Source organism: Pseudomonas iranensis (assembly GCF_014268585.2).
GTDB classification, from domain to species: domain Bacteria; phylum Pseudomonadota; class Gammaproteobacteria; order Pseudomonadales; family Pseudomonadaceae; genus Aquipseudomonas; species Aquipseudomonas iranensis.
On record NZ_CP077092.1, the window covers coordinates 4,964,661 to 4,989,836 of the forward strand.

Here is a 25,176-nt window from a genome sequence, read left to right on the forward strand (position 1 = left end):
TCCGCTCACCTCAGCCCAATCAGTCGGCACAAATCCGCTCACTCCTCCCCGCCACCCCCTCTAAACCGGCCCCTCACCCCTTGGCACACCTCCTGCTATAGCCCTGGCAGGCTGCGTTCCGACGCGCTCCACAAAAACAATTAAACGAAGGATCCTTCAATGGATAACTCCAACGCCCTGCCCCTTGGGTCGGCTGCCGTGCCGGCCAAACCGAGAACCACCGCCAGCCGGATCAAATCGATCTTCAGCGGCTCTGTCGGCAACATGGTCGAGTGGTACGACTGGTACGTGTACGCCGCCTTCTCGCTGTACTTCGCCAAGACCTTCTTCCCCGCCGGCTCCACCACTGCGCAACTGATGAACACCGCTGCGATCTTCGCCGTGGGCTTCCTGATGCGTCCGATCGGTGGCTGGCTGATGGGCATGTACGCCGACAAGGTCGGGCGCAAGAAAGCGCTGATGGCCTCGGTGTACCTGATGTGCTTCGGCTCGCTGCTGATCGCCCTGAGCCCGAACTATGAAACCATCGGCATCGGCGCGCCGATCCTGCTGGTGTTCGCCCGCCTGCTGCAAGGCCTGTCGGTCGGTGGCGAATACGGCACCTCGGCGACTTACCTGTCCGAGATGGCGACCAAGGAACGTCGCGGCTTCTTCTCCAGTTTTCAGTACGTGACCCTGATCTCCGGCCAGCTCATCGCCCTCGGCGTCTTGATCGTGCTGCAAAACACGCTGACCACCGAACAGCTGTATGCATGGGGCTGGCGCATTCCGTTCGCCATCGGCGCGCTCTGCGCAGTGGTGGCGCTGTACCTGCGTCGCGGCATGGAAGAAACCGAGTCGTTCACCAAAAAAGAGAAGTCCAAGGAAAGCGCGATGCGCACCTTGATGCGCCACCCGAAAGAGCTGTTGACCGTGGTCGGCCTGACTATGGGCGGCACCCTGGCGTTCTACACCTACACCACCTACATGCAGAAGTATCTGGTGAACACGGTCGGCATGAGCATCTCCGACTCGACCACCATTTCCGCCGCCACGCTGTTCCTGTTCATGTGCCTGCAACCGATCATCGGTGGCCTGTCGGACAAGATCGGTCGTCGCCCGATCCTGATCGCGTTCGGCGTGCTCGGTACGATCTTCACCGTGCCGATCCTGATGACCCTGCACACCATCCAGACCTGGTGGGGCGCGTTCTTCCTGATCATGGCGGCGTTGATCATTGTCAGCGGCTACACCTCGATCAACGCGGTGGTCAAAGCCGAATTGTTCCCTACCGAAATCCGCGCCCTGGGCGTCGGCCTGCCGTACGCGCTGACCGTGTCGATCTTCGGCGGCACTGCCGAATACATCGCGCTGTGGTTCAAGAGCATCGGCATGGAAACCGGTTACTACTGGTACGTCACCGCGTGCATTGCCGTGTCGCTGCTGGTGTACATCACCATGAAAGACACCCAGAAGCATTCGCGGATCGTGACTGACTGACGGGGCTACATCGCTGGCAGGCCACAAAATCTGTGTCCTGCCACGAACCCTACGGGGTCTCGCGTCTGGCTGGAAATATGCGCCGGGTCCTTGCACTATGGCTGCATCCGAATGCAGCTCAGGAATCCGTTACCCATGCCCGATGACATCCACTTCTACGAACCCGCCAACGGCCACGGCCTGCCTCACGATCCGTTCAACGCCATCGTCGGCCCGCGGCCCATCGGCTGGATTTCCTCGCAGGATGCCGAAGGCCGGCTCAATCTCGCGCCGTACAGTTTCTTCAACGCGTTCAACTACGTGCCGCCGATCATTGGTTTTTCCAGCGTCGGGCGCAAAGACAGTCTGAACAACATCGAGCAGACCGGAGAGTTCGTCTGGAACCTCGCCACGCGCCCGTTGGCCGAGCAGATGAACCAGAGCTGCGCGATGGTCGCGCCTGAGGTCAACGAGTTTGAACTGGCAGGGCTGACGACCGTGGCGTCAAAGGTGATTTCGGTGCCACGGGTCGCCGAAAGCCCGGTGTCCTTCGAGTGCAAGGTTACGCAGATCATCCAGCTGCAACGCGCCGATGGCGAAACGGTGCCGAGTTGGCTGATCCTCGGTGAAGTAGTCGCGGTGCACATCGCCAAATGGCTGCTGAAGGACGGCATCTACGACACCGCCGCCGCACAACCGATTTTGCGCGGCGGCGGGCCGGCGGATTATTTCCAGCTGGGGCCTGAGGCTCTGTTCAAGATGTGGCGCCCGGGCGCACAGAAGTAATTACCAGATCAGCTCGGCGTCGTCAGTGACGCCCTTGAGCTTGTCCAGTTCGTTGATGGCCGCATCATCGGCAGCGATGGCGCCGGGAAACACCTGCTCATCGAGCAATTTGTGAAAGCGTGGTGCGCCGCCATCGACCAGGGCCTTGACCGCGATGGCCGCGTAATAACCCTTGTTGCCGCCCAGCTCGACGGGGACGACTGCGGAGACTGCTTCGAAGCGTTCAAACTCTTTACGTGCCATGTCGCGGATCCTGGCTCAATCAAATAAGCCGGACATTAAACCCTCAACCGGCGAGTTTGTGTATCGGCGCAGCGCATTGACCGAGGGCCTGCGCGGCGGATACGTCCCTGAAGGTGTGGAAGTCGAGGCTGTTGACCACCAGGTCCTGGACCAACTCGGCGAAGACTTCCATCGACGGACTGTTGAAATACGTCGTCATCATCTGTTGGCTGCTCCAGTAGCCGCTGACCAGCCACAGGTCGGCGTCGCACTGCGATTGTTGCAGGGAAAAACTCAGGCAGCCGGGCGCCGCGCGCGAGACCTCGATCAACGCGCTCAGGCGCACGCCGAGTTCCGCCGAACGCCCGGCCTGGGCACGAACGAAGGCCATATGACTGACAGGCATTTGATTGGACATGATCAACCCTCCATGAAATCGCGTGGCAGCCGGGGGACGGGCTGCGACTGAAGCAAAGATTAAGGGCCGGGGCCGCCGCGCCGTTAGTCGATTCCTGCCTTCGCGTTGCACAATCCTGCGAGACTTGCCAAAACCCCGGCCGGCGCCGCTGCCCTGTAGGAGCTGCCGAAGGCTGCGATCTTTTGATCTGAAAAACAAAAATCAAAAGATCGCAGCCTTCGGCAGCTCCTACACACAGGCATCGCGTCGATGCTGATGGATATCGCGATGCAGAATCAGGCAAGCATTTGGCAGAATGTGTCTACCGCTGCTGCTTGCACAAACATATGCTCTGCTGAATTCCCCCCTCACTTGCCGAGGATGCCGTGCATGACGTCATTCGATCGTTTTCAAGCCGAACCCAGCACCGACATGGAAAAGCAGCGCGCGGAGCTGGCGGCGATCATCCGCCGCAACACCAGCGACGATGGCAGCTACCAGACCGCGATCGGTTCGCTGGTGATGTCGCGCCACACCCAGTCCCATGACTTTGCCCCGGTACTCGCGCAGCCGGCGCTGTGCATCATGGCGCAGGGGCGCAAAGAGGTCCGCCTGGCCGACGAGTTCTTCAACTACGACCCGCTGAATTATCTGGTGGTGTCGGTTTCGATGCCGCTCAGCGGCCGGGTGGTCAATGTCTCGCCAGAAGAACCGATCCTCGCCGTGCGCCTTGACATCGACCCGACCGAAATCACCGCGCTGATCGCCGACGCCGGCCCGATGGGCGTACCGACCCGGCCGACCGGACGTGGTCTGTACGTGGAAAAAATCGACAGTGCCATGCTCGACGCGGTGTTGCGTCTGGCGCGGCTGCTCGACGCGCCGAAAGACATCGCCATGCTCGCGCCGCTGATTCGCCGGGAGATTCTCTATCGCCTGCTGCGTAGTCCGCAGGGTCATCGTTTGTATGAGATTGCGATTGCCAACAGCCAGAGCCATCGCATCAGCCAGGCCATCAAATGGCTCAACGGCAACTTCGAGCAGCCGCTGCGCATCGATGATCTGGCCCGGGAAGTGAACCTCAGCGTGTCGACGTTGCATCACCGTTTCAAGGCGATGACCGCGATGAGTCCGTTGCAGTACCAGAAGCAACTGCGCCTGCAAGAGGCGCGGCGGCTGATGTTGACCGAAGGGCTGGAAGCCTCGGCGGCGGGGTATCGGGTGGGCTATGAAAGTCCGTCGCAGTTCAGTCGTGAGTACAGCCGCCTGTTTGGTGCGCCGCCGTTGCGAGATCTGGCGCGGTTGCGGCTGTCGGTGTAACTCCATAGAAGCCCCTCACCCTAGCCCTCTCCCAGAGGGAGAGGGAACCGATTGGGGGATATTGGAGAGGTTCATCGACTTGCGATATCGGTGCTGAATCCGGAATCAGCCAAGCCAGGCCAACCCAGCGTTGGGTTGATGACCTTCAAATCCATAATCGACTCGGTTTTTCAGGTCAACGAAGAAAGCAAGACACCTCGGTCAGCTCCCTCTCCCCCAGGGAGAGGGCTGGGGTGAGGGCAGGCTTCTACACCGCTCGCACGACGTGCTTGATCTCCAAAAACGCCGCCAACCCCCAGGGCCCCAACTCTCGACCGACACTGCTCTGCTTGTAGCCGCCCCAAGCCGCCTGCGGGAAGATCACCTGCGGTGCATTGATCCACACCAGCCCCGTCTGCAAGGCATTGGCCACGCGATCCGCCGTTGCAGCATCGCGCGTCACCACACTCGCGACCAGGCCGAACTGCGTGTCGTTGGCCAGCGCAATCGCCTCGCTCTCACTGGCGAAACCGCGCACACACACCACCGGGCCGAAAATCTCTTCACGCCATAACGCGCTGTCCAGCGGCACGTCGGTGAACACCGTCGGTTGCAGAAAATACCCGCGCGGCAAATGCACCGGACGATTACCGCCGCACACCAACCTCGCCCCGGCGCTCAAACCGCGATCAATATGCCCAAGCACCCGCTGGTACTGCGCCTGATTGACCAGCGCGCCCATCTCCACATCCGCATCAAACGGATCAGCGACTCGGATCGCCTCCGCACGTTTTTGCAGGCGCTGAAGAAATTCATCCATCAATGCCTCGGCAACCAGCACCCGACTGGTGGCCGAGCACATTTGCCCGGCGTTGAAGAACGCCCCACCACACGCCAGTTCCACCGCCAGATCCAAATCGGCATCCGCCAGCACCAGCAACGACGATTTGCCACCCAGCTCCAGGCTCACACCCTTCACCGTTTCGGCAGCGCGTTGCATCACCTGCACGCCAACCGCATTGCTGCCCGTGAAAGAGATCTTGGCGATGCGTGGATCGGCCGACAACGGCGCGCCTACCGCCAGCCCGGTGCCGCAGACCAGATTGAATACGCCGTCGGGCAGCCCGGATTCAGCGATGATCGCGGCCAGTTCCAGCTCCGGCAGCGGCGTCACTTCAGAAGGTTTCAGCACCACGCAGCAACCGGCGGCGAGCGCTGGCGCCAGTTTCCACGCGGTGGTGACCATGGGGAAATTCCACGGCACGATCAGCCCGACCACGCCGCAGGGTTCACGCCGCAGGCGTGCGCTGAAGTCATTGCTGGGCAGCGGCACGTTGCTGTCCTGACCGGCGTCGAGGCCTTCGGCGAGTTCGGCGTAATAGTCGAAAGTGGCGATCACGTCATCGACATCGATGGCCGCTTCGAACTGCGGTTTGCCATTGTTGCTCGACTGCAGGTTCATCAAGTGATCGCGACCGTTGCGCACGCCGTTGGCAATGTTGCGCAGGATCGCAGCGCGTTCGGCGCCGGTGGTTTTCGACCAGTGTTCGAACGCTTCGGTCGCCGCGCTGATCGCCTGGTCGACGGCGTGTTCGTCACCGCCATTGACGGTGGTCAGCAGCGCTTCGGTAGCGGGATTGATCACCCGCAGATGTTCGCCCCCCGCCGACCATCGACCGTTGATGTAGAGCCCGTCGAGTGTGGTTGGAAAACTGATCATTGGGCCACCGCCTGCATCCACTGGTTCTGGTCGATTTCAATCAGCGTCGGGCCTTGCCGGTCCGTCGCCTCGCGCAGCGCTGCGCGCAATTCGTCGATGCTGCTGATGGCTTGCGCGGCGCAACCGAGGCCCTTGGCCACGGCGACGAAATCCGGGGTGTAGATGTCCACGCCGACCGGTTCGATGGCGCGGTTGACCATGTACTTTTTGATTTCCTCGTAACCCTGGTTATTCCACAGCAGCACGATCACCGGCACCCGTGCTTCAACGGCGCTGGCCAGTTCCGGCAGGGTGAACTGCAAGCCGCCGTCACCGATCAGGCACACCACTGGCGGGCGCGCGCCGTTATCGAGTTGGCCGCCGAGCCACGCGCCAATCGCCGCCGGCAACGCATAGCCGAGGGTGCCGTAACCGGTGGATGCGTTGAACCAGCGACGCGGACGCTCGGGATTGAAGGTGAGGTTGCCGGTGTACACCGGTTGCGTGGAATCGCCGACGAACACCGCTTCGGGCAATTCGTGCAGCACGGTTTCGAGCAAACGCGTCTGCGCCAGCGTTGGCGCATCCCAGCTCGCGGCCAATTCGTTACGCAGACGCGCGGCGCGGACCTGGCCCCAATCATTGCGGCGCTCGGCCAGCGGTTGGTGCGACAAGGCGCTGAGCAATGCTTGCGCGGCATTGCGCGAATCAGCGACCAGTGCGACGTGCGGCGGGTAGTTGCGCACGGTCTGATCGGCATCGATGTCGATGCGCAACAGCTTGCCGGGAATCTCGAAGCCGCCGGCGAAGGTCACGTCGTAATCGGTCTCGGCCAGCTCGGTGCCGATCGCCAGCACCACGTCGGCTTCAGCGACCAGTGCGCGGGTGGCAACCAGGCTCTGCGTCGAACCGATCAACAACGGATGACTGGTCGGCAGCATGCCTTTGGCGTTGATGGTCAGCGCCACTGGAGCGTCGAGCAATTCGGCGAGTCGGGTCAGCTCCGACGCCGCGTCGATGGCACCGCCGCCGGCGAGAATCAGTGGCCGTTGCGCGGTGGCGAGCAGTTCGCTCATGCGGGCCACGGCAGCCGGTGCGGCGCCGGCGCGATCGATATTCACCGGCAGGCTGGCGAGCAACTCATCGGCCTCTTCCACCAGCACGTCCAACGGAATTTCGATGTGCACCGGACGCGGTCGCCCGGCCTGAAACAAGGCAAACGCACGCGCCAGCACCACCGGCAGTTCGGCAGCGGACATCAGCGTGTGCGAGAACGCTGCGACGCCGCCGACCAGTGCGCTCTGGTTCGGCAGTTCATGCAACTTGCCGCGCCCACCGCCCAACTGACTGCGCGACTGCACGCTGGAAATCACCAGCATCGGAATCGAATCGGCGTAAGCCTGGCCCATGGCCGTGGTGATATTGGTCATGCCCGGGCCGGTGATGATGAAACACACACCGGGTTTGCCGCTGGTGCGCGCGTAGCCGTCAGCCATGAACCCGGCGCCCTGTTCGTGACGAGGCGTGACGTGGTTGATGCTTGAACGCGCGAGGCCTCGGTACAGCTCAACGGTATGCACACCGGGAATGCCGAACACCTGCTCGACCGCGTAATTCTCCAACAGCTTGACCAGTACTTCGCCGCACGTTGCCATGTTGATTGCCCTTTCATTCACTGAACTCTCCCTGTGGGAGCGAGCCTGCTCGCGAATAAGCGGTCCAGCCAACATCCGTGTCGAACCTTGAACCGTATTCGCGAGCAGACTCGCTCCCACAGGGTCCGTGGAGTGCCCATTGGAACGGCGCGCAACTGGCAGCAACAATCGATTAAAAGTCATACTAGCCATGTCCCCACGTCATACCTCGGATCGCCATGAAACGCCTGCCACCCCTGCCCGCTCTGCATACGTTCTGGATCACCGCGCAATGCTGCAACTTCACTCGCGCCGCCGAGCAGCTGCACATCACTCAGGGCGCGGTGAGCCGGCAGATCGCCGGGCTCGAAGAACAGCTCGGTTATCCGCTGTTTATTCGTCTGGCCCGAGGTCTGGCGCTGACGGCGGAAGGCCGCGAATGGCTGCCACAAATAGAGAAGGTCTTCGGGCTGATCAGTGAAGCGACCGAGCAGATCGGTCAGACGCGGCAAACCTTGCAACTCAAGGCCCCAAGCTGCGTGATGCGCTGGCTGCTGCCGCGTCTGCTGCAATGGCAGAAGGAACGCCCGGACGTGCCGGTCAAATTGACGGCCTCGCTGCAACACGGGGTGGACTTTCAGCGCGAGCAATTCGACGCCGCGGTGATCTACGGCCCGCCGCCGGACCATTCGCCAGGCGCGCTGCATCTGTTCGACGAGCAACTGACACCGGTCTGCTCGCCGCAATTGCTCAAAGGCTCGCCTGCGCTGAATTCACCGCAGGATTTGCAAGAGCATCTGTTATTGCACCCGACCCACGACATTCAGGACTGGTCGGTATGGCTCGATGCAGCGGGATTGCGACTGAGCAACCTTGGCAGCGGGCAGCATTTCGAAACGCTGGATCAGGCGATGTCGATGGCTTCCCATGGCACGGGTGTGGCGATCGGAGACTGGTCGCTGATTGGCGATGATCTGAACGCAGGACGGCTGGTGATGCCGTTTGCGTTGAAGGTGAAGACGGGGTTGGCGTATTACGTGGTGGTGCCTGCCGCAGCCGAACCCTCGCCGCAACTTGAGGAGCTGATGCTCTGGCTGGTTGAGCAGGCTCATTTGCGCTGAAGCCTCTCCCCTCACCCTAGCCCTCTCCCCAGGGAGAGGGAACTGATTGGGGATACTCAAGAAATTCATCGACCTGACACAGCCACGCCGAATTTATAATCAACACGGTCGTTCAGGTCAATGCGTGACCCAAGACAACTCGGTCGGCTCCCTCTCCCCCGGGAGAGGGCTGGGGTGAGGGGAAAAGGCTTGACTCAATACCCGACCGTATAACGCTGCCGCAAATGCTTCGGCATTTCCACTTCGTCGATCAGCGCAATCGCATAATCGGCAAAGGTGATCCAGCTACGCCCATCGGCACTGACCAACAGATGATCCTTGCCGACGCGATACTCGCCGCTGCGTTCACCCTCGACAAATTCCGCCGACGGCGAGAGGAAAGTCCAGTCCAGTTCCTGCTCCTGACGCAACGCATCAAGAAACGCCGCCCCTGCGCTCGCCTCGGCTTTGTATTCAGCCGGGAAACCGGCACTGTCGATCACCCGCGTGCCATCCGGCAGCAACAACGACCCGGCGCCACCGACCACCAGCAAGCGCTTCACGCCCGCCTGTTTTACCGGTCCGACAATCGCCGAGGCCGGGACGGTGGCGAAGTGCGCTGCGCTGATCACTACATCGTGACCGGCCACCGCCGCTTGCAGCGCCGCCGAATCCAGCACGTCGAGGCTCTTGCTGACGACACCGGCGCGATCACCGACCTTTGAGGTATCGCGGGCGATGGCGGTGACGCTGTGGCCGCGACGCAGGGCTTCTTCCAGCAGTTGGCTACCGGCACGGCCGGTGGCACCAATGATTGCGATCTTGCTCATGACATTCTCCAGTTGGCTTGAAAACGCTGCGTGTTCAGGTTCGGCTTACCACTGCATCTCGCCCTTGGCGACTTTCGCGCTGAGCTCCAGCGAACTTTCTTCGCCCAGTTGCGGGTAGCGTTTTTTCATCGCTGCGATCAGTGCAGCAGAGTCTTTGGCCTTGGCGGTTTCAGCATCGAAGGCCTTGATGTAATCAGCGGTGAATTTCACGCTGGCCAGCGAGCGGCTGCTGTCACCCAGATAATGGCCTGGCACTACGGTTTGCGGTTTCAGGCTTTCGATGGTGTGCAGGGTGTGCAGCCAATCGGCGTGGGATTGCGCGGTCTGGGTGTCGGCCATCCACACATGAATGTTCTCGGCGACCACCACGCCACCGACCACTGCTTTGAGCGACGGGATCCATACGAAGCTGCGATCCGGTTGCTTGCCGTCGAGGCCAATCACCTGCAATTGCTTGCCTTCGAGGGTCAGGCTGTCGCCCTTGAGCACGTCCGGGACGATGGTTTTCGTCGGCACATCGGCGCCCATTTTTGGCCCCCAGTAGGCCAGTTTGCCGTCGACGGTGTGCTTGATGTGATCGACGGTCGGCTGCGAAGCCAATACTTTCGCCTGCGGGAATGCTTTGGTCAGGGTGTCGAGGCCGAAGTAGTAATCCGGATCACCGTGGCTGATGTAGATGGTGGTCAACTGCTTGCCACTGGCGCGGATCTTTTCCACCACCTGTTCGGCCTGGGATTTGCCGAATTGCGCATCGACCAGAATCGCTTCTTTCTCACCGCTGACCAGCACCGAGCTGACCGGGAAAATCGCCTCGGTGCCCGGGTTGTAGACATCCAGGCTCAGCTCGGCAGCGGATGCATGGGCGGCAAAGCCGAAAAATGCTGCGGCGAGCAGAACGCGTTTGAAGGGGGTGAAGCCGATCATTTGTTGCTCCGGATTACCAATGCCAGTCTGGCGATGCAACAGAGCTTAGTTGCCAGACTCAGTACAAAAAATGCGATGCTTGGACATAGTTTGTTTCTGAAAGCGGGCAAATCATGGATCGGCTTCAAGCAATGCGGATATTCGTCACGGTGGTGGACCTGGGCAGCCAGTCGGCGGCGGCCGACCACCTCGACCTGTCGCGGCCGGTAGTGTCGCGTTATCTGGCGGAGCTGGAAGACTGGGTCGGTGCGCGGCTGATGCACCGCACCACGCGCAAATTGAGCCTGACCGCCGCCGGCAGTGAAATCCTCCCGCGCTGTCGGCAGATGCTCGACTTGTCGCAGGACATGCAGGCCGCCGTCAGCGAACCCGATGACGCGCCGCGCGGACTGCTGCGGATCAGCGTCAGCACCTCGTTTGGCCAGGCGCAACTGGCCGATGCGATGGCGGCATACGTCAAGCTTTACCCAGGCGTGAGTATCGATCTGCAAATGCTCGACCGCACGGTGAATCTGGTCGATGAACGCATCGATCTGGCGATTCGCACCAGCAATGATCTTGATCCGAATCTGATCGCCCGGCGCCTGACCGTGTGCCGCTCGGTGGTCTGCGCAGCGCCGGCTTATCTGCTTGAGCATCCGGCGCCGCAGACAGTTGAGGATTTGAGCCGACATAACTGCCTGACCCATTCCTATTTCGGCAAGAGCCTGTGGCATTTCGAGGAGGATGGCGAACCGGTTTCGGTACCGGTGCAGGGCAATATCAGCGCCAACGAGGCCAGCACCCTTCTGCGCGCAACCCTCGCCGGCGCCGGCGTGGCGATGCTGCCGACCTACCAGGCTGGCGTGCATATTCACAACGGCGAACTGCTGCGTTTGCTGCCACACGCAGAACCGCGCCAGATGAATATCTACGCGGTGTACGCCTCACGCAAACACATGCCCGCAGCGCTGCGCAGCATGCTCGACTTTCTGGTGCAGCGCTTTCCCGAAAATCCCGCCTGGGATGTCGGCCTGTAAACCCGATCCCTTGTGGGAGCGAGCCTGCTCGCGAAGAGGCCAGTACCTTCAACATTGAGATCGCTTGCACCACCGCCTTCGCGAGCAGGCTCGCTCCCACAGGGGCATCAATCACCTGAATGGCCGGCTAAATCCTCAAGCGCACTCGCTGGCAAGTGCGCGCCGCTGACCTATGCTCAAAGTAATACCGCAAGGTAGACGTTCAGAGGTCGAACACCATGAACATCAAAACAAAAAGATACGCCGCCATCTTCATCACCTGCGCCGCCACGCTGGCGCTGTACGGCACCGCTGCCTGGCGGGTCGAGCAGTTGCGCCAGCTGCCGCGCGAGTATGCGAGCTGCAACTATGAGCGGTGTATTCCGCACAATGCCACGCTGAACGCATTGCGCTGATAGACCTGAGCTGGACTGCAACTGCTGTGGGAGCGAGCCTGCTCGCTCCCACAGGGCTCATCAGCGCATCAGGACTGTTGCTCGGCCTTCAAGCGGTCGCGGAACGCCTTTGGCGAAATTCCCACGCGGCGGCGGAACAGGCGCGTGAAGTTGGTCGGGTCGGAAAAACCCAACAGCTCCGACATCTCGTAAATCGTCATGCTGGTGTAGGTCAGCAGGCGCTTGGCTTCCAGCAACTGACGCTCGTGCATGATCTGCAACGCCGGTTGCCCGGCCAGTTCACGGCAGGTGCCGTTGAGGTGCGACACGGAGATGCCCAGGCGATGGGCGAGGTCTTCGACCTTGACGTGCTGGCGGTAAGTCTCTTCCACCAACTGAATGAAACCGTTGAGGTATTCGCGTTGGCGCTGCGGGCGCTGGCTGGCCTTGTGCCGGACGATCGCCTGGCGGCTGACCCAGACCATGATCACGCTGACCAGCGAATGCATGAGCATTTCCCGCGCCGGTTGATGGCCGTTGTACTCGGCCTGCAACGCTGAAAACAGGCTGTTGAGATAATCGCCATCCTTGCCGGCCGGGTAGTTTTCCGCCCGGGCCAACGCGTGTACCGAATCGCCCAGTTGCGCCTGCAAATGGTTGATCAGCGGCGTGGCCAAGGTGACGATGAAGCCTTCAACATCTTCGGAAAAACGAAAGCCGTGCACCGACAACGGTGGCAGCACCTGTATCGCCGGAGTCTCGAGTTGCGTGCGCTGGCCTTCGATTTCGAGCTCTGCCTGACCTTTGAAAACGAACAGCAGCTGGCATAGATCCGCGTGGCGGTGAGGTTTGATTTCCCATTGGTGTTCGCGACTGCGCGAGGAAATGGTTTCACAGTGCAGCAAGTCCGGGGTCGGCCAGTCCAGGCTTTCACCGTAGAGCTTGAACACCGGAATCGAAGGCAGGGCAGGCTTGTTCATACTTCAATCCAGGCCTCTGGTTTTTGGGCGATAATCGCACCGATTGGCAGAATGTACAGGTATCGGCTCAGTTTTCACCTTCAATTGACAGACCCGCAAGGGAAAAATGCAAGCACTCGATCCATAAAATCATTCACCGGCTGTTGCTGTGTGAAGCTTGCGAGTCATAAAAACAATGAAAACCTTGAAAACTCAAGTCGCCATTATCGGCGCCGGTCCTTCCGGACTGCTCCTCGGCCAGTTGCTGCACAACGCTGGCATCGACACCCTGATTCTCGAACGCCAGACACCCGATTACATTCTTGGGCGCATCCGCGCCGGTGTGCTTGAACAAGGCATGGTAGAGCTGCTGCGTGAGGCCGGCGTCGGTCAGCGAATGGATGCCGAAGGTCTGGTTCATGGCGGCTTCGATCTGGCGCTGGACGGGCGTCAGGTGCACATCGACCTGCACGCGCTGACCGGCGGCAAAACAGTAATGGTCTACGGCCAGACCGAGGTCACCCGCGACCTGATGGCCGCTCGTCGGGAGGCCGGCGCGCCAACAATTTATCAAGCGAGCAATGTCGTTCCCCACGGCATGAAAAGCGACGAAGCTTTCGTCACCTTCGAAAAGGACGGTGAAAGCTGGCGCGTCGATTGCGATTACATCGCCGGTTGCGATGGTTTCCATGGCGTCGCGCGGCAGTCGATTCCGGCCGATTGCCTGAAGATCTTCGAGCGGGTCTACCCGTTCGGCTGGCTGGGCATTCTCGCCGACACGCCGCCGGTTCACGACGAATTGGTCTATGCCCGCCATGAGCGTGGCTTCGCTTTGTGCAGCATGCGTTCGGCCACGCGTACCCGCTATTACCTGCAAGTGCCGGCGGACGAAAACGTCGATGACTGGAGCGATCAGCGTTTCTGGGATGAGTTGAAAAAACGCCTGCCGGATGCCCTCGCGGAAAAACTGGTGACCGGTCCTTCGATCGAGAAAAGCATCGCGCCGTTGCGCAGCTTTGTCGTCGAGCCGATGCAGTACGGGCGCATGTTTCTCGTCGGCGACGCTGCCCATATCGTACCGCCGACTGGCGCCAAGGGCTTGAACCTGGCCGCCAGCGATGTCAGCACGTTGTTCAATATTCTGCTGAAGGTCTATCGCGAAGGCCGCACCGATCTGCTGGAAAAATACTCGGGGATCTGCCTGCGCCGAGTATGGAAAGCCGAGCGGTTTTCCTGGTGGATGACGTCGATGCTGCATCGCTTCGACGAGCACGATGAATTCAGCCAGCGCATCAGCGCGTCGGAACTGGACTATTTTGTCAGCTCGCAAGCCGGGCAAAAAACCATTGCAGAAAATTACGTCGGGCTTCCGTACGAGGCTATCGAATAGCCTGCTATCGACTTACACTGGCGAGCACTTACCCGCTCGCCTTGTCCATGCGGGTCAATCACTGCCCGCAGGTTTTCCGTGACCACTCTCAATCAGCCTGAAACGCCCAAACCGGCCATTCGCAGCGTGCTGGTCGCCTTGATGATGGCGATCTTCCTCGGAGCGCTGGACCAGACCATCGTCGCCGTGTCGATGCCGGCGATCTCTGCGCAATTCAAGGACGTCAGCCTGCTGGCCTGGGTGATTTCCGGTTACATGGTGGCGATGACCGTGGCGGTGCCGATCTACGGCAAGCTCGGCGACCTGTACGGGCGGCGCAAGCTGATGCTGTTCGGTATGGGCCTGTTCACCCTCGCCTCGCTGTTCTGCGGCATGGCGCAGAGCATGGAACAACTGGTGCTGGCGCGGATCCTTCAGGGCATCGGCGCCGGCGGCATGATCTCGGTGAGTCAGGCGATCATCGGCGACATCGTCCCGCCACGTGAACGCGGGCGCTATCAGGGTTATTTCAGCAGCATGTACGCCGTGGCCAGCGTTGCCGGTCCGGTGCTTGGCGGCTACATGACCGAATACCTGTCGTGGCGCTGGGTGTTTCTGATCAACCTGCCGCTGGGCCTCGGCGCCTGGTGGGTGGCACGGCGCAACCTGCGCGGCTTGCCGATTCCGCAGCGTAAACCGGTGATCGATTACCTCGGCACGGTGCTGATGATCATCGGCCTGACCGCGTTGCTGCTCGGCATCACCGAGGTCGGCCAGGGTCATTCATGGCGCAGCAGCGAAGTGCTCGGCCTGTTCGCCTGTGCCGTGGTGGTATTGGCGCTGTTTGTCTGGCATGAGCGCCGGGCGCGGGAGCCGTTGCTGCCGATGCACCTGTTCGCCAACCGCAATGCCCTGCTGTGCTGGTGCACGATTTTCTTCACCAGTTTCCAGGCCATCTCGCTGATCGTGCTGATGCCGCTGCGCTTTCAAAGCGTCACCGGCGCTGGCGCCGACAGCGCCGCGTTGCACTTGCTGCCACTGGCGATGGGCTTGCCGATCGGTGCCTATTTCGCCGGCCGGCGCACCTCGATCACCGGACGCTACAAACCGCAGATTCTCACCGGGGCGATCCTCATGCCGATCTCGATTCTCGGCATGGCCTTCAGTCCGCCACAAGCAACGCTGCTCAGCGGTCTGTTCATGCTGCTCAGCGGCATCGCCGGCGGCATGCAGTTCCCGACCTCGCTGGTCGGCACGCAGAACTCGGTGGAACAACGCGACATCGGCGTCGCCACCAGCACCACCAATCTGTTCCGCTCACTGGGCGGCGCGGTGGGCGTGGCATTGATGTCGGCGCTGCTGCTGGCGCTGTTGCACGACTCCAGTTTCGCGCACCTGGCGAACAGTTCGCTGATCAGCGAAGGGCATTCGGGCAACGTCCTGCTCGATGGCCTGAACGCAGCCCCAGGCGAAGCGCAGAACGCTTTGCGCGCGGAGCTGCTGGTGACCTTCCGCCACTTGCTCTGGGTCAGCACGGCAGTGTCGTTGCTCGGGCTGGCGGCGGCGATTGCCATGCCGAACAACCTGCTGCGCGGGCGGGAGCACGGCGCGAAATGAGCCTTTTGCGCTGATCGTTCCCACGCTCTGCATGGGAATGCCTCAACGGACGCTCTGCGTTCGGCCTTGGATGGGACGCAGAGCGTCCCGGGCTGCATTCCCACGCGGGCGTGGGAACGATCATCGCGCGCTCAAGGGCTGTAGTAGCCCACCGCGACGAGGAAATGCCCGACCTTTTTCAGGTACGCATGCTTGTCCTCGATCTTGCCGGTCACCGGGTTTTTCCAGCGGTATTCATATTCGCCTTCATCCTGCTTGTCGATCAGCGCCAGAATCGGCTCGCCCACCGGTTTGCCTTCCGGATCCTTGACCTTGCCAAAATCAGTGTTGATCAAACGCAGATTGGTGCCGTGAGCGACGTAGCGTTGGTTGTTCAGATCGACCACGAAGACATACAGGTCATCCTGCAAGTAACCGCCCTTGAGTGAGTTGATCGCGGTCAGCGTGCCCTTCTCGTTCTTGGTCAGATCCGTCGCGGCTTTGTCCAGCAAGGCCTTGGCCTGCTCAGCCGAGGCCCGTGGCAGGTAGTAACCTACCGCGAGAATGCGCTGCCCGACGCGCTGATAGAACACATGCTTGCGCTCGACCTTGCCGTCGGCCCAGTTCTGCCAGCGGTATTCGGCCTGCTGGATACCGTTGCCTTCCGGCACTTTCAGCGCATCCTTGAACGCCTTCTGCAGATCCGGCCCGAGCACTTCGCTGACATCGCGGCCGATCAGCGCCGATGACGGCCCGCCACTGGCAAGCATGACGCCTTTGGTGTCGAGGACGAACACGTAGCGATCCTTGTCGACGAACTCACCCTGGCGGCTGAACGCGGCGAAGGCCTTGTCGCCATTGTCGTGGTAGTAGGCCAAGGCTTTTTCCAGCAGGGCGATGGCGGCCTGACTGTCATCCTTGGCGGCGGTGGCGGCGCTGGCCTGGCCGAAACCGGCCAACAGAATCAGGCCGAGCCAGGCCACTTTATGCAAAAACCCCATAGCGCATCCCTCGTTCTTTTTGGTGTCTCAAGAGCGTAGACGGCTTGCGGTCATGTAGAGATATTCAGAGCGTTTCTGAACATTGCGCCGTGAGGCTGACAAGCAATGCTCGCCAGCCTCGCTCAGCGCTTACGGGCGGGAATTGATCTGCTGCTGGAGATTCTGGATCTGCGCCTGCAAGGTATTGAGGTTGCGGGTCATCTGCGCGCGGAACGCATCGAACTCGGCGGTGTTGCCGCCACCCTGTGGCGCTGCCGGGCGGTTGTCCTGCTGACTTTTCAACACCACGATGTCCTGCTCCAGACGATCGATAGCCGCGCTCGGGTTGCCCTGTTTCTTCAGCGCGGCGATATCGGCGCCGAGGCTTTTGACCTGGGCATCGAAAGCTTTCAACTGCGCATCGACCTTGCTGGTATCGGCCGGCGTGCTTTTGATTGTCGCCAGTTCAGCGCTCAGGGCTTTGACCTGCGCCTGCAATTGGGTATTGGCATTCTGTTGTTCGGTGGTCTGCGCGGTCATCTGCGCCAGCCGCTTGTCCAGCTCGCTGGCCTGCCCGGCCACGCCTTGCTGCTGCTTGCTCTGGTCGAGCAGCTTGCCTTCGAGTTGCTTGATTTGCAGCTTCAGCGCTTCGCTGTCGCTGCTGACGTTGCTCTGGCTGGCGACGACCTTGCCGGAAATATCCTGCAGGCGCCCTGCCGCTTCTTCGCTGATCCGCGCGAAGCTTTCCTGGGTGGCGACCAGTTGCTGCTCCATCAGCGAGATCTGCTGGAAGCTCCACCAGGCCAGACCGATGAAGGCAAAAAACAACGCGCCGACCAGCGCCCACAGCGGCCCGGTGCTGGCGGCCTTGACCTTGACCACTGGCGCGCTGCGCGAATGCACGGAAGTGCGGGGGCCGGGCGCGATGTCATCGTCATCGAACGGGTCGGCGCGCAGGCTTGGCACGTTGTCGAAATCGTCGTCGTGGGCATCGTTTCGCATGGACATTGAGGCAACCTTTGGCAAACGCGGTGATGGCTAAATGCTGCGAAGTATAACCGCCGCAGCCGCAGGCATTGACCCTCAACCCGCGAGGCGGTTCATTGCCGCCCGGCCGAATCGTTTCAACGGATGTCCTGGGCTTTCCACCATGCGCAGAACTCATCGAGGGCCGCCCACAGGCTGACTTTCGGATCGTAGTCGAGATAATGCCGGGCGCGGCTGATGTCGAGGGTGAAATTTTTTTTCATGACCTGCATGCCCAGGCGCGACAGGGTCGGCTCAGGGCGTCCCGGCCAGAGCATGCACGCGCCTTCGTTGAGCGCCGCGACGCTGTAGGCCAGACCGTAGGAGCGATATTTGCGCACCTGATCGACGTCCATCCGCCGCATTACGTAATTGACCACATCCCACAGCGGCACCGGCGTGCCGTTGCTGATGTTGTAGGCCTTGCCCAGCGCCGAACCTTGCGCCAACAGGCTGCTGAGCATGGCTTCGTTGAGGTTCTGCACGCTGGTGAAATCGACCTTGTTCAAGCCGTCGCCGATGATCGCCAGCCGACCCTTGCGCTGCATCTTCAGCAGGCGCGGGAAGATGCTCATGTCGCCGGCACCGGTGACGAAACGCGGGCGCAGGGCGATGGTTTCCAGACCGAATTCCTGGGCACCGAAGACTTTCTGCTCGGCCAGATATTTGGTCGCGGCGTAGGGATGCTTGAAGCGTTTGGGCACTTGCTCTTCGGTCAGACCGAGATGGTCGCGGCCATCGAAATAGATCGACGGCGACGACAGATGCACCAGCCGCCGCACCCGCTGCTTGAGGCACGCTTCGACGACGTTTTCGGTGACTTCGACGTTGCCCTGATGAAAGTCCTGATAACGCCCCCACACACCGACAGCACCGGCGCAATGCACCACGGCTTCGACATCGTTGCACAGATCCCGCACCAGATCGGCGTCGGTCAGATCGCCCGGCACGAACTCCGCGCCCCGGCGCACCAGATGCTCGACGCTCTCGGCCCGGCGACCGTTGACCCGCACTTCAAGGCCCTGCTCCAGGGCGAAACGCGCAAAGCGCCCGCCAATAAAGCCGCTGGCGCCGGTAACCAAAATCTTCATCAAAAACTCCAGGGAAGCAGCTGCAAGCTTCGAGCTTTCAGCTGCAAGTTGAAACGGTGCGTGTTCTTGCCGCTTGCAGCTTGACGCTTGTTGCTGCGTTCAAGCCACTAGCCATTGCTTTGAGGAGCGCAGCAGTTGTTCGGTCAGTAGATTGAGCAACTGGCCGCCATTGCGCCAATGATGCCAGTACAGCGGCACGTCGATCGGTTTATCTGGCAGCAATTCAAGCAACACGCCGCGTTGCAATTGTTCGCGCACCTGCAGTTCCGGCACCAGGCCCCAACCCAGACCGGCTTCGGTCAGGCGAATGAAGCCTTCGGAAGACGGGCATAAGTGATGTTCAAAAGCGCCGTCGACGCCCAACAGCGCCAGATAGCGATGCTGGAGAAAATCGTCCGGACCGAACACCAGCGCCGGGGTGCGCGGCAGCTGTTCGGCGCGCACGCCATCGGGAAAGTGCCGGGCGATGAAGGCCGGGCTGGCCAACGCGCGATAACGCATGGCGCCGAGCAATACGCTGCGTGCGCCGGCCACCGGGCGCTCGCTGGCACACAGGCACGCAGCCACTTCACCGGCACGCATGCGTTTGAGGCCGACGGTCTGGTCTTCGACGATCAGGTCGAGCAACAAATGCTGCTCGGCGCAGAAATCGCCGACGGCCGCGGCCCACCACGTGGCGAGGCTGTCGGCGTTGAGGGCGATGCGCAGGCGATCGGGCAGGCCTTCTTCGTCCAGCGCCGGCACCACCGATTGCAGGTCGCGCTCGAGCAACCGCACCTGTTGCACATGGTTGAGCAAGCGTCGGCCGATTTCGGTCGGCGCTGGCGGTGTTCCGCGCACCAGCACTGGCTGGCCGACCCGCGCTTCAAGCAATTTGATGCGCTGGGAGATCGCCGACTGCGACAGGCCCAGCACCTGTGCGGCGCGATCGAATCCGGCCTGCTCGACCACAGCGGCGAGCGCGGAAAGCAATTTATAGTCGAACATCAGTTTTCCTAATGGGCGATCAGCACTATTGGTTTTTCTTATACAGCGTCACACCGGAGAATAGCCAGCAAGCACTCTCTTTCAAGGATCTCTCCCATGTGGCAAAGCTACGTAAACGGCCTGTTGGTGGCGTTCGGCCTGATCATGGCGATCGGCACGCAGAACGCTTTTGTCTTGGCGCAAAGCCTGCGCCGTGAACACCATCTGCCGGTGGCGGCATTGTGCGTGGTGTGTGACGCAATTCTGGTCGCGGCCGGGGTGTTCGGCCTGGCGACGATCCTCGCGCAGAACCCGACCCTGCTGGCGATCGCCCGTTGGGGCGGTGCGACGTTTCTGATCTGGTACGGCAGCCAGGCGCTGCGCCGGGCCTGCTCGAAACAGAGCCTTGAGCAAGGCGAAAACCAGACCGTGCGTTCGCTGCGCGCAGTGATGCTCAGCGCTCTGGCGGTGACATTGCTTAACCCCCACGTTTATCTCGATACGGTATTGCTGATCGGCTCGCTGGGCGCGCAGCAATCGGTGCCGGGCGCTTATGTGGTCGGCGCGGCGAGCGCATCGTTGCTGTGGTTTTTCACCCTGGCCCTCGGCGCGGCGTGGCTGGCACCGTGGCTGGCACGCCCGAGCACCTGGCGCATTCTCGATCTGGTCGTGGCATTGATGATGTTCGCCGTGGCCGCGCAGTTGATCATCGCCGGATGAATAATTGCCAAAGGCTCTGGAACCTCTATCCCACACAGTTGTTGCGTGGTTAAGGCGCGACCCCGGTGCTATGATCCGAACCCTGCGCCGCAAAGAGTAAAAACTCGCCGGTGCATTTCCGGCCGCCCGTGATCGGCCTTGCGCTCACCGCAACAGACCTGATTAGGAGAATCATCATGGCTTTCGAATTGCCGCCGCTGCCTTACGCACACGATGCCCTGCAGCCGCACATCTCCAAGGAAACCCTGGAGTTCCACCACGACAAGCACCACAACACCTACGTCGTGAACCTGAACAACCTGGTGCCAGGCACCGAGTTTGAAGGCAAGACCCTGGAAGAAATCGTCAAGACTTCTTCGGGCGGCATCTTCAACAACGCCGCTCAGGTCTGGAACCACACCTTCTACTGGAACTGCCTGGCGCCAAACGCCGGCGGTCAACCAACCGGCGCCCTGGCAGATGCCATCAACGCAGCGTTCGGTTCGTTCGACAAGTTCAAGGAAGAATTCAGCAAAACCTCGATCGGCACCTTCGGTTCCGGCTGGGGCTGGCTGGTGAAAAAGGCTGACGGTTCCCTGGCCCTGGCCAGCACCATCGGCGCCGGCAACCCGCTGACCAGCGGCGACACCCCGCTGCTGACCTGCGACGTCTGGGAACACGCTTACTACATCGACTACCGCAACCTGCGTCCGAAGTACGTTGAAGCGTTCTGGAACCTGGTCAACTGGAAGTTCGTGGCCGAGCAGTTCGAAGGCAAAACCTTCACCGCTTAAGCTGCGCGCCCGATGAAAAGCCCGGCTTCGGCCGGGTTTTTTTATGCCCGGCGCATGGCGTTTCTCGCACGGTAAAAGCAGCTTCACGCCGTTTGCCGCCAGCCCCCAGCCGTCTACCATCACAGAAAGGAAAAAATCTTTGGCCCAGTGCTCAAGTTGAAGGCAATTGCAACCGACACAGTTAATTCAGAGCTATTACTCAAATGACGACATTGCGGCCAGGATCACGGCGACTTTTCCCGTGCCTGATTGTCCCTTTGACTGCCAACCCGGGATTGCCAATACTCATGGCAACTTGACGCTACCCGCACGGAACAAGGAATAACCCTTTGAAGCTGGAACTCAAGAACAGCTTGTCGGTGAAGTTGCTCCGGGTCGTGCTCCTGTCGGCATTGATCGTAGGCGTAGTCTTGAGCTGCGCGCAGATTGTCTTCGATGCCTACAAGACCCGTCAGGCGGTGGCCGGCGACGCCGAGCGCATCCTCGACATGTTCCGCGATCCATCGACCCAGGCCGTGTACAGCCTGGATCGGGAAATGGGCATGCAGGTGATCGAAGGGCTGTTCCAGGACGACGCCGTGCGTCAGGCCTCCATCGGCCACCCCAACGAGGCCATGCTCGCGCAGAAATCCCGCGAACTGCAGCACTCCAACAGCCGTTGGCTGACCGACCTGATTCTCGGCCAGGAACGCACCTTCACCACGCAATTGGTCGGCCGTGGCCCTTACAGCGAGTATTACGGCGACCTGAGCATCACCCTCGACACCGCCACTTATGGCGAAGGTTTCATCGTCAGCTCGGTGATCATTTTCATTTCCGGCGTGCTGCGCGCACTGGCGTTGGGCCTGGTGCTGTATCTGGTCTATCACTGGTTGCTGACCAAACCGCTGTCGCGAATCATTGAGCACCTCACCGAGATCAACCCCGATCGTCCCAGCGAGCACAAGATTCCGCAGATCAAGGGCCACGAAAAAAACGAACTGGGCCTGTGGATCAACACCGCCAACCAGTTGCTCGAGTCCATCGAACGCAACACCCACCTGCGCCACGAAGCGGAAAACAGCCTGCTGCGCATGGCCCAGTACGACTTCCTCACCGGTCTGCCGAACCGCCAGCAATTGCAGCAGCAACTGGACAAGATTCTCGTCGATGCCGGCAAGCTGCAGCGCCGCGTCGCGGTGTTGTGCGTCGGCCTGGATGACTTCAAGGGCATCAACGAGCAATTCAGCTACCAGACCGGCGACCAATTGCTGCTGGCCCTGGCCGATCGTTTACGTGCCCACAGTGGTCGTCTTGGCGCCCTCGCTCGCCTCGGCGGCGATCAGTTCGCGCTGGTGCAGGCCGACATTGAACAGCCTTACGAAGCAGCAGAACTGGCGCAAAGCATTCTCGATGACCTCGAGGCGCCGTTCGCCCTCGACGATCAGGAGATCCGCCTGCGCGCGACCATCGGCATCACCCTGTTTCCGGAGGACGGCGACAGCACCGAGAAGCTGTTGCAGAAAGCCGAACAGACCATGACCCTGGCCAAGACCCGCTCGCGCAATCGCTATCAGTTCTATATCGCCAGCGTCGACAGCGAGATGCGCCGTCGTCGCGAGCTGGAAAAAGATTTGCGCGATGCGCTGATCCGCGACCAGTTCTACCTCGTCTACCAACCGCAGATCAGTTATCGCGATCATCGCGTGGTCGGCGTCGAAGCGCTGATTCGCTGGCAACATCCGGAACACGGTCTGGTGCCGCCGGACCTGTTCATCCCGCTGGCCGAACAGAACGGCACGATCATCGCCATCGGCGAGTGGGTGCTCGATCAGGCCTGCAAGCAATTGCGCGAGTGGCACGATCAGGGCTTTGTCGATCTGCGCATGGCGGTCAATCTGTCCACCGTGCAACTGCACCACGCCGAGCTGCCACGGGTGGTCAACAACCTGCTGCAAATGTACCGCTTGCCGCCGCGTAGTCTGGAACTGGAAGTCACCGAAACCGGCCTGATGGAAGACATCACCACCGCCGCCCAGCATCTGCTCAGCCTGCGCCGCTCCGGTGCGCTGATTGCGATCGACGACTTCGGCACCGGCTATTCGTCCCTCAGTTATCTGAAAAGCCTGCCGCTGGACAAGATCAAGATCGACAAGAGCTTCGTTCAGGATCTGCTCGATGACGACGATGACGCGACCATCGTTCGCGCGATCATTCAACTGGGCAAGAGCCTGGGCATGCAGGTGATTGCCGAAGGCGTGGAAACCGCCGAGCAGGAAACCTACATCATTTCCGAGGGTTGCCACGAAGGTCAGGGCTACCACTACAGCAAACCGCTGCCGGCGCGGGAGCTGGGCATTTACCTCAAGCAGGCGCAACGCAGCAACGCGGCCATTCTCTAAAAGCGCAAGATCGCGCCATCACACTTGCCTAAATAAGAAATATTTCCAAGCACGCCTTTACACATAATGCGAAAGATTTGCATTATGTCGCAGTTTTGCGCGCCACCGGCGCCAGTCCACTCAACTACCGAAGCAGGATGTTCGCCATGATTCGTATGCCTCTGGCTACCGCCAGTCTGCTGGCCATCGCTATTTCCCTCGCCGGTTGCGGCGAAGGCAAGGACAAAGAAAAAGCCTCCGAAATGACTCCGGCTTCCAGCAGCGCTGCTCCAGCCCCTGCCGCTGCGCCTGCTCCTGCCGCCGGTAAAGTTGACGATGCCGCCGCCAAGGCCGTGGTCGCGCACTACGCCGACATGGTCTTCGCCGTTTACAGCGATGCCGAATCCACCGCGAAAACCCTGCAGAGCGCGGTCGACGCGTTCCTCGCCAAGCCGAACGCCGACACCCTCAAAGCCGCCAAGGCTGCCTGGGTCGCCGCACGCGTGCCGTACCTGCAGAGCGAAGTATTCCGCTTCGGCAACACCATCATCGACGACTGGGAAGGTCAGGTTAACGCCTGGCCATTGGACGAGGGCTTGATCGACTACGTCGACAAATCCTACGAGCACGCACTGGGTAACCCGGGCGCCAGCGCCAACATCATCGCCAACACCGAAGTGCAGGTCGGCGAAGACAAAGTCGACGTGAAAGAGATCACCCCGGAAAAACTCGCCAGCCTCAACGAGCTGGGCGGTTCCGAGGCGAACGTTGCCACCGGCTACCACGCGATCGAATTCCTCCTCTGGGGCCAGGATCTGAACGGCACCGGCCCTGGCGCTGGCAACCGTCCGGCCTCGGACTACCTGGAAGGCGCCGGCGCCACCGGTGGTCACAACGAGCGTCGTCGTGCCTACCTGAAAGCCGTGACCCAACTGCTGGTGAGCGACCTGGAAGAAATGGTCGGCAACTGGAAGCCGAACGTGGCCGACAACTACCGCGCCACCCTGGAAGCGGAGCCAGGCGAAACCGGCCTGCGCAAAATGCTCTTCGGCATGGGCAGCCTGTCCCTGGGTGAACTGGCGGGCGAGCGCATGAAGGTTTCCCTGGAAGCCAACTCCCCCGAAGACGAGCAGGATTGCTTCAGCGACAACACCCACTACTCGCACTTCTACGACGCCAAAGGCGTGCGTAACGTTTACCTGGGCGAGTACACCCGTGTTGACGGCACCAAGCTGACCGGCGCCAGCCTGTCGTCGCTGGTGGCCAAGGCCGATCCGGCTGCCGACACCGCGCTGAAAGCCGATCTGGCCGCGACCGAAGCGAAGATCCAGGTCATGGTCGATCACGCCAACAAGGGTGAGCACTACGACCAGTTGATCGCTGCCGGCAACACCGCTGGCAACCAGGTTGTTCGCGACGCCATCGCCGCGCTGGTCAAGCAGACCGGCTCGATCGAAGCCGCTGCCGGCAAACTTGGCATCAGCGACCTGAACCCGGACAGCGCCGATCACGAGTTCTGATCGCAGCGTCCGTTCAAAAAGAGGCGACCTTCGGGTCGCCTTTTTCATTATTGGCACACCACTATCCCTGTGGG

The 25,176-nt window shown here is 61.0% G+C and carries 23 protein-coding genes; 12 read left to right on the forward strand and 11 right to left on the reverse strand.

The window, feature by feature from the left end; translation table 11 throughout:
- Positions 1–159: 159 nt before the first annotated feature.
- Together HU724_RS22270 and HU724_RS22275 are read left to right on the forward strand one after the other, a co-directional pair.
- The gene (locus HU724_RS22270) at positions 160–1,479 is read left to right on the forward strand and encodes an MFS transporter (protein ID WP_076563978.1); all 1,320 of its coding nucleotides are present in this window, start codon (positions 160–162) and stop codon (positions 1,477–1,479) included.
- Positions 1,480–1,614: 135 nt separating this feature from the next.
- Positions 1,615–2,244, forward strand: a complete 630-nt coding sequence (locus HU724_RS22275; protein WP_071173402.1) for a flavin reductase family protein — start codon at positions 1,615–1,617, stop codon at positions 2,242–2,244.
- Here HU724_RS22275 and HU724_RS22280 read toward each other — a convergent pair whose 3' ends face one another.
- Entirely contained in the window at positions 2,245–2,487 is a 243-nt protein-coding gene (locus tag HU724_RS22280) for a hypothetical protein (protein WP_016773447.1), read from the reverse strand.
- Positions 2,488–2,530: 43 nt separating this feature from the next.
- Complete coding sequence (locus tag HU724_RS22285) at positions 2,531–2,884, reverse strand: putative quinol monooxygenase (RefSeq protein ID WP_186567610.1); 354 nt, start codon at positions 2,882–2,884, stop codon at positions 2,531–2,533.
- Positions 2,885–3,253: 369 nt separating this feature from the next.
- On the opposite strand from HU724_RS22285, the gene HU724_RS22290 reads away from it, so the two are divergent.
- A complete protein-coding gene (locus HU724_RS22290) occupies positions 3,254–4,183 on the forward strand; it encodes an AraC family transcriptional regulator (RefSeq protein WP_186567608.1) in 930 nt (309 codons plus the stop codon).
- A gap of 247 nt (positions 4,184–4,430) precedes the next feature.
- Here the strand turns inward: HU724_RS22290 and HU724_RS22295 are convergent, their stop codons facing one another.
- Together HU724_RS22295 and HU724_RS22300 are read right to left on the reverse strand one after the other, a co-directional pair.
- Entirely contained in the window at positions 4,431–5,882 is a 1,452-nt protein-coding gene (locus HU724_RS22295) for an aldehyde dehydrogenase family protein (protein WP_186567606.1), read from the reverse strand.
- Positions 5,879–7,516 carry a 5-guanidino-2-oxopentanoate decarboxylase gene (locus tag HU724_RS22300; RefSeq protein WP_186567733.1) on the reverse strand — a complete coding sequence of 546 codons (1,638 nt, stop codon included), beginning with the start codon at positions 7,514–7,516 and terminating at the stop codon, positions 5,879–5,881. Before HU724_RS22300 ends, HU724_RS22295 begins: the two co-directional genes overlap by 4 nt.
- 218 nt (positions 7,517–7,734) lie before the next feature.
- Between HU724_RS22300 and HU724_RS22305 the strand changes: the two genes are divergently transcribed.
- On the forward strand, positions 7,735–8,616 hold the full coding sequence (locus HU724_RS22305; protein ID WP_186567604.1) for a LysR substrate-binding domain-containing protein: 882 nt from the start codon (positions 7,735–7,737) through the stop codon (positions 8,614–8,616).
- A 194-nt stretch (positions 8,617–8,810) separates the two neighbouring features.
- On the opposite strand, the gene HU724_RS22310 is transcribed toward HU724_RS22305, so the two are convergent.
- On the reverse strand, positions 8,811–9,425 hold the full coding sequence (locus HU724_RS22310) for an NAD(P)-dependent oxidoreductase (RefSeq protein WP_186567602.1): 615 nt from the start codon (positions 9,423–9,425) through the stop codon (positions 8,811–8,813).
- Between the two features lie 45 nt (positions 9,426–9,470).
- Complete coding sequence (locus tag HU724_RS22315) at positions 9,471–10,349, reverse strand: MBL fold metallo-hydrolase (protein ID WP_186567600.1); 879 nt, start codon at positions 10,347–10,349, stop codon at positions 9,471–9,473.
- A gap of 113 nt (positions 10,350–10,462) precedes the next feature.
- On the opposite strand from HU724_RS22315, the gene HU724_RS22320 reads away from it, so the two are divergent.
- Both HU724_RS22320 and HU724_RS22325 read left to right on the forward strand, forming a co-directional pair.
- Positions 10,463–11,368 carry a LysR family transcriptional regulator gene (locus HU724_RS22320; protein WP_202883382.1) on the forward strand — a complete coding sequence of 302 codons (906 nt, stop codon included), beginning with the start codon at positions 10,463–10,465 and terminating at the stop codon, positions 11,366–11,368.
- A gap of 218 nt (positions 11,369–11,586) precedes the next feature.
- A complete protein-coding gene (locus HU724_RS22325) occupies positions 11,587–11,763 on the forward strand; it encodes a hypothetical protein (RefSeq protein ID WP_016773438.1) in 177 nt (58 codons plus the stop codon).
- 68 nt (positions 11,764–11,831) lie between these two features.
- On the opposite strand, the gene HU724_RS22330 is transcribed toward HU724_RS22325, so the two are convergent.
- Entirely contained in the window at positions 11,832–12,722 is an 891-nt protein-coding gene (locus HU724_RS22330; protein WP_024014136.1) for a helix-turn-helix domain-containing protein, read from the reverse strand.
- 175 nt (positions 12,723–12,897) lie between these two features.
- On the opposite strand from HU724_RS22330, the gene pobA reads away from it, so the two are divergent.
- Together pobA and HU724_RS22340 are read left to right on the forward strand one after the other, a co-directional pair.
- Positions 12,898–14,091 (forward strand): 4-hydroxybenzoate 3-monooxygenase, encoded by a 1,194-nt coding sequence (pobA, locus tag HU724_RS22335; protein ID WP_186567597.1) that lies wholly within the window; start codon positions 12,898–12,900, stop codon positions 14,089–14,091.
- Positions 14,092–14,169: 78 nt separating this feature from the next.
- Positions 14,170–15,687, forward strand: coding sequence for an MDR family MFS transporter (locus tag HU724_RS22340; RefSeq protein WP_071173411.1), 1,518 nt, complete (start codon positions 14,170–14,172; stop codon positions 15,685–15,687).
- 131 nt (positions 15,688–15,818) lie between these two features.
- Here the strand turns inward: HU724_RS22340 and HU724_RS22345 are convergent, their stop codons facing one another.
- From HU724_RS22345 to HU724_RS22360, 4 genes are all read right to left on the reverse strand, one after another.
- Positions 15,819–16,667 (reverse strand): cache domain-containing protein, encoded by an 849-nt coding sequence (locus HU724_RS22345; protein WP_186567595.1) that lies wholly within the window; start codon positions 16,665–16,667, stop codon positions 15,819–15,821.
- 129 nt (positions 16,668–16,796) lie between these two features.
- Positions 16,797–17,654, reverse strand: a complete 858-nt coding sequence (locus HU724_RS22350; RefSeq protein ID WP_186567593.1) for an ATPase — start codon at positions 17,652–17,654, stop codon at positions 16,797–16,799.
- Positions 17,655–17,770: 116 nt separating this feature from the next.
- Positions 17,771–18,763 (reverse strand): NAD-dependent epimerase/dehydratase family protein, encoded by a 993-nt coding sequence (locus HU724_RS22355; protein WP_071173414.1) that lies wholly within the window; start codon positions 18,761–18,763, stop codon positions 17,771–17,773.
- A 99-nt stretch (positions 18,764–18,862) separates the two neighbouring features.
- Positions 18,863–19,750 carry a LysR family transcriptional regulator ArgP gene (locus tag HU724_RS22360; protein ID WP_186567591.1) on the reverse strand — a complete coding sequence of 296 codons (888 nt, stop codon included), beginning with the start codon at positions 19,748–19,750 and terminating at the stop codon, positions 18,863–18,865.
- A 96-nt stretch (positions 19,751–19,846) separates the two neighbouring features.
- Here HU724_RS22360 and HU724_RS22365 point away from each other — a divergent pair, with 96 nt between their 5' ends.
- The 4 genes from HU724_RS22365 to HU724_RS22380 all read left to right on the forward strand — a co-directional run bounded on the left by HU724_RS22365 (position 19,847) and on the right by HU724_RS22380 (position 25,102).
- Entirely contained in the window at positions 19,847–20,449 is a 603-nt protein-coding gene (locus HU724_RS22365; RefSeq protein ID WP_016773432.1) for a LysE/ArgO family amino acid transporter, read from the forward strand.
- Positions 20,450–20,625: 176 nt separating this feature from the next.
- Positions 20,626–21,222, forward strand: a complete 597-nt coding sequence (locus HU724_RS22370) for a superoxide dismutase (RefSeq protein WP_016773431.1) — start codon at positions 20,626–20,628, stop codon at positions 21,220–21,222.
- A gap of 329 nt (positions 21,223–21,551) precedes the next feature.
- Positions 21,552–23,603 (forward strand): putative bifunctional diguanylate cyclase/phosphodiesterase, encoded by a 2,052-nt coding sequence (locus HU724_RS22375; RefSeq protein WP_016773430.1) that lies wholly within the window; start codon positions 21,552–21,554, stop codon positions 23,601–23,603.
- Positions 23,604–23,749: 146 nt separating this feature from the next.
- Positions 23,750–25,102, forward strand: coding sequence for an imelysin family protein (locus tag HU724_RS22380; RefSeq protein WP_122752236.1), 1,353 nt, complete (start codon positions 23,750–23,752; stop codon positions 25,100–25,102).
- Positions 25,103–25,176 lie beyond the last annotated feature (74 nt).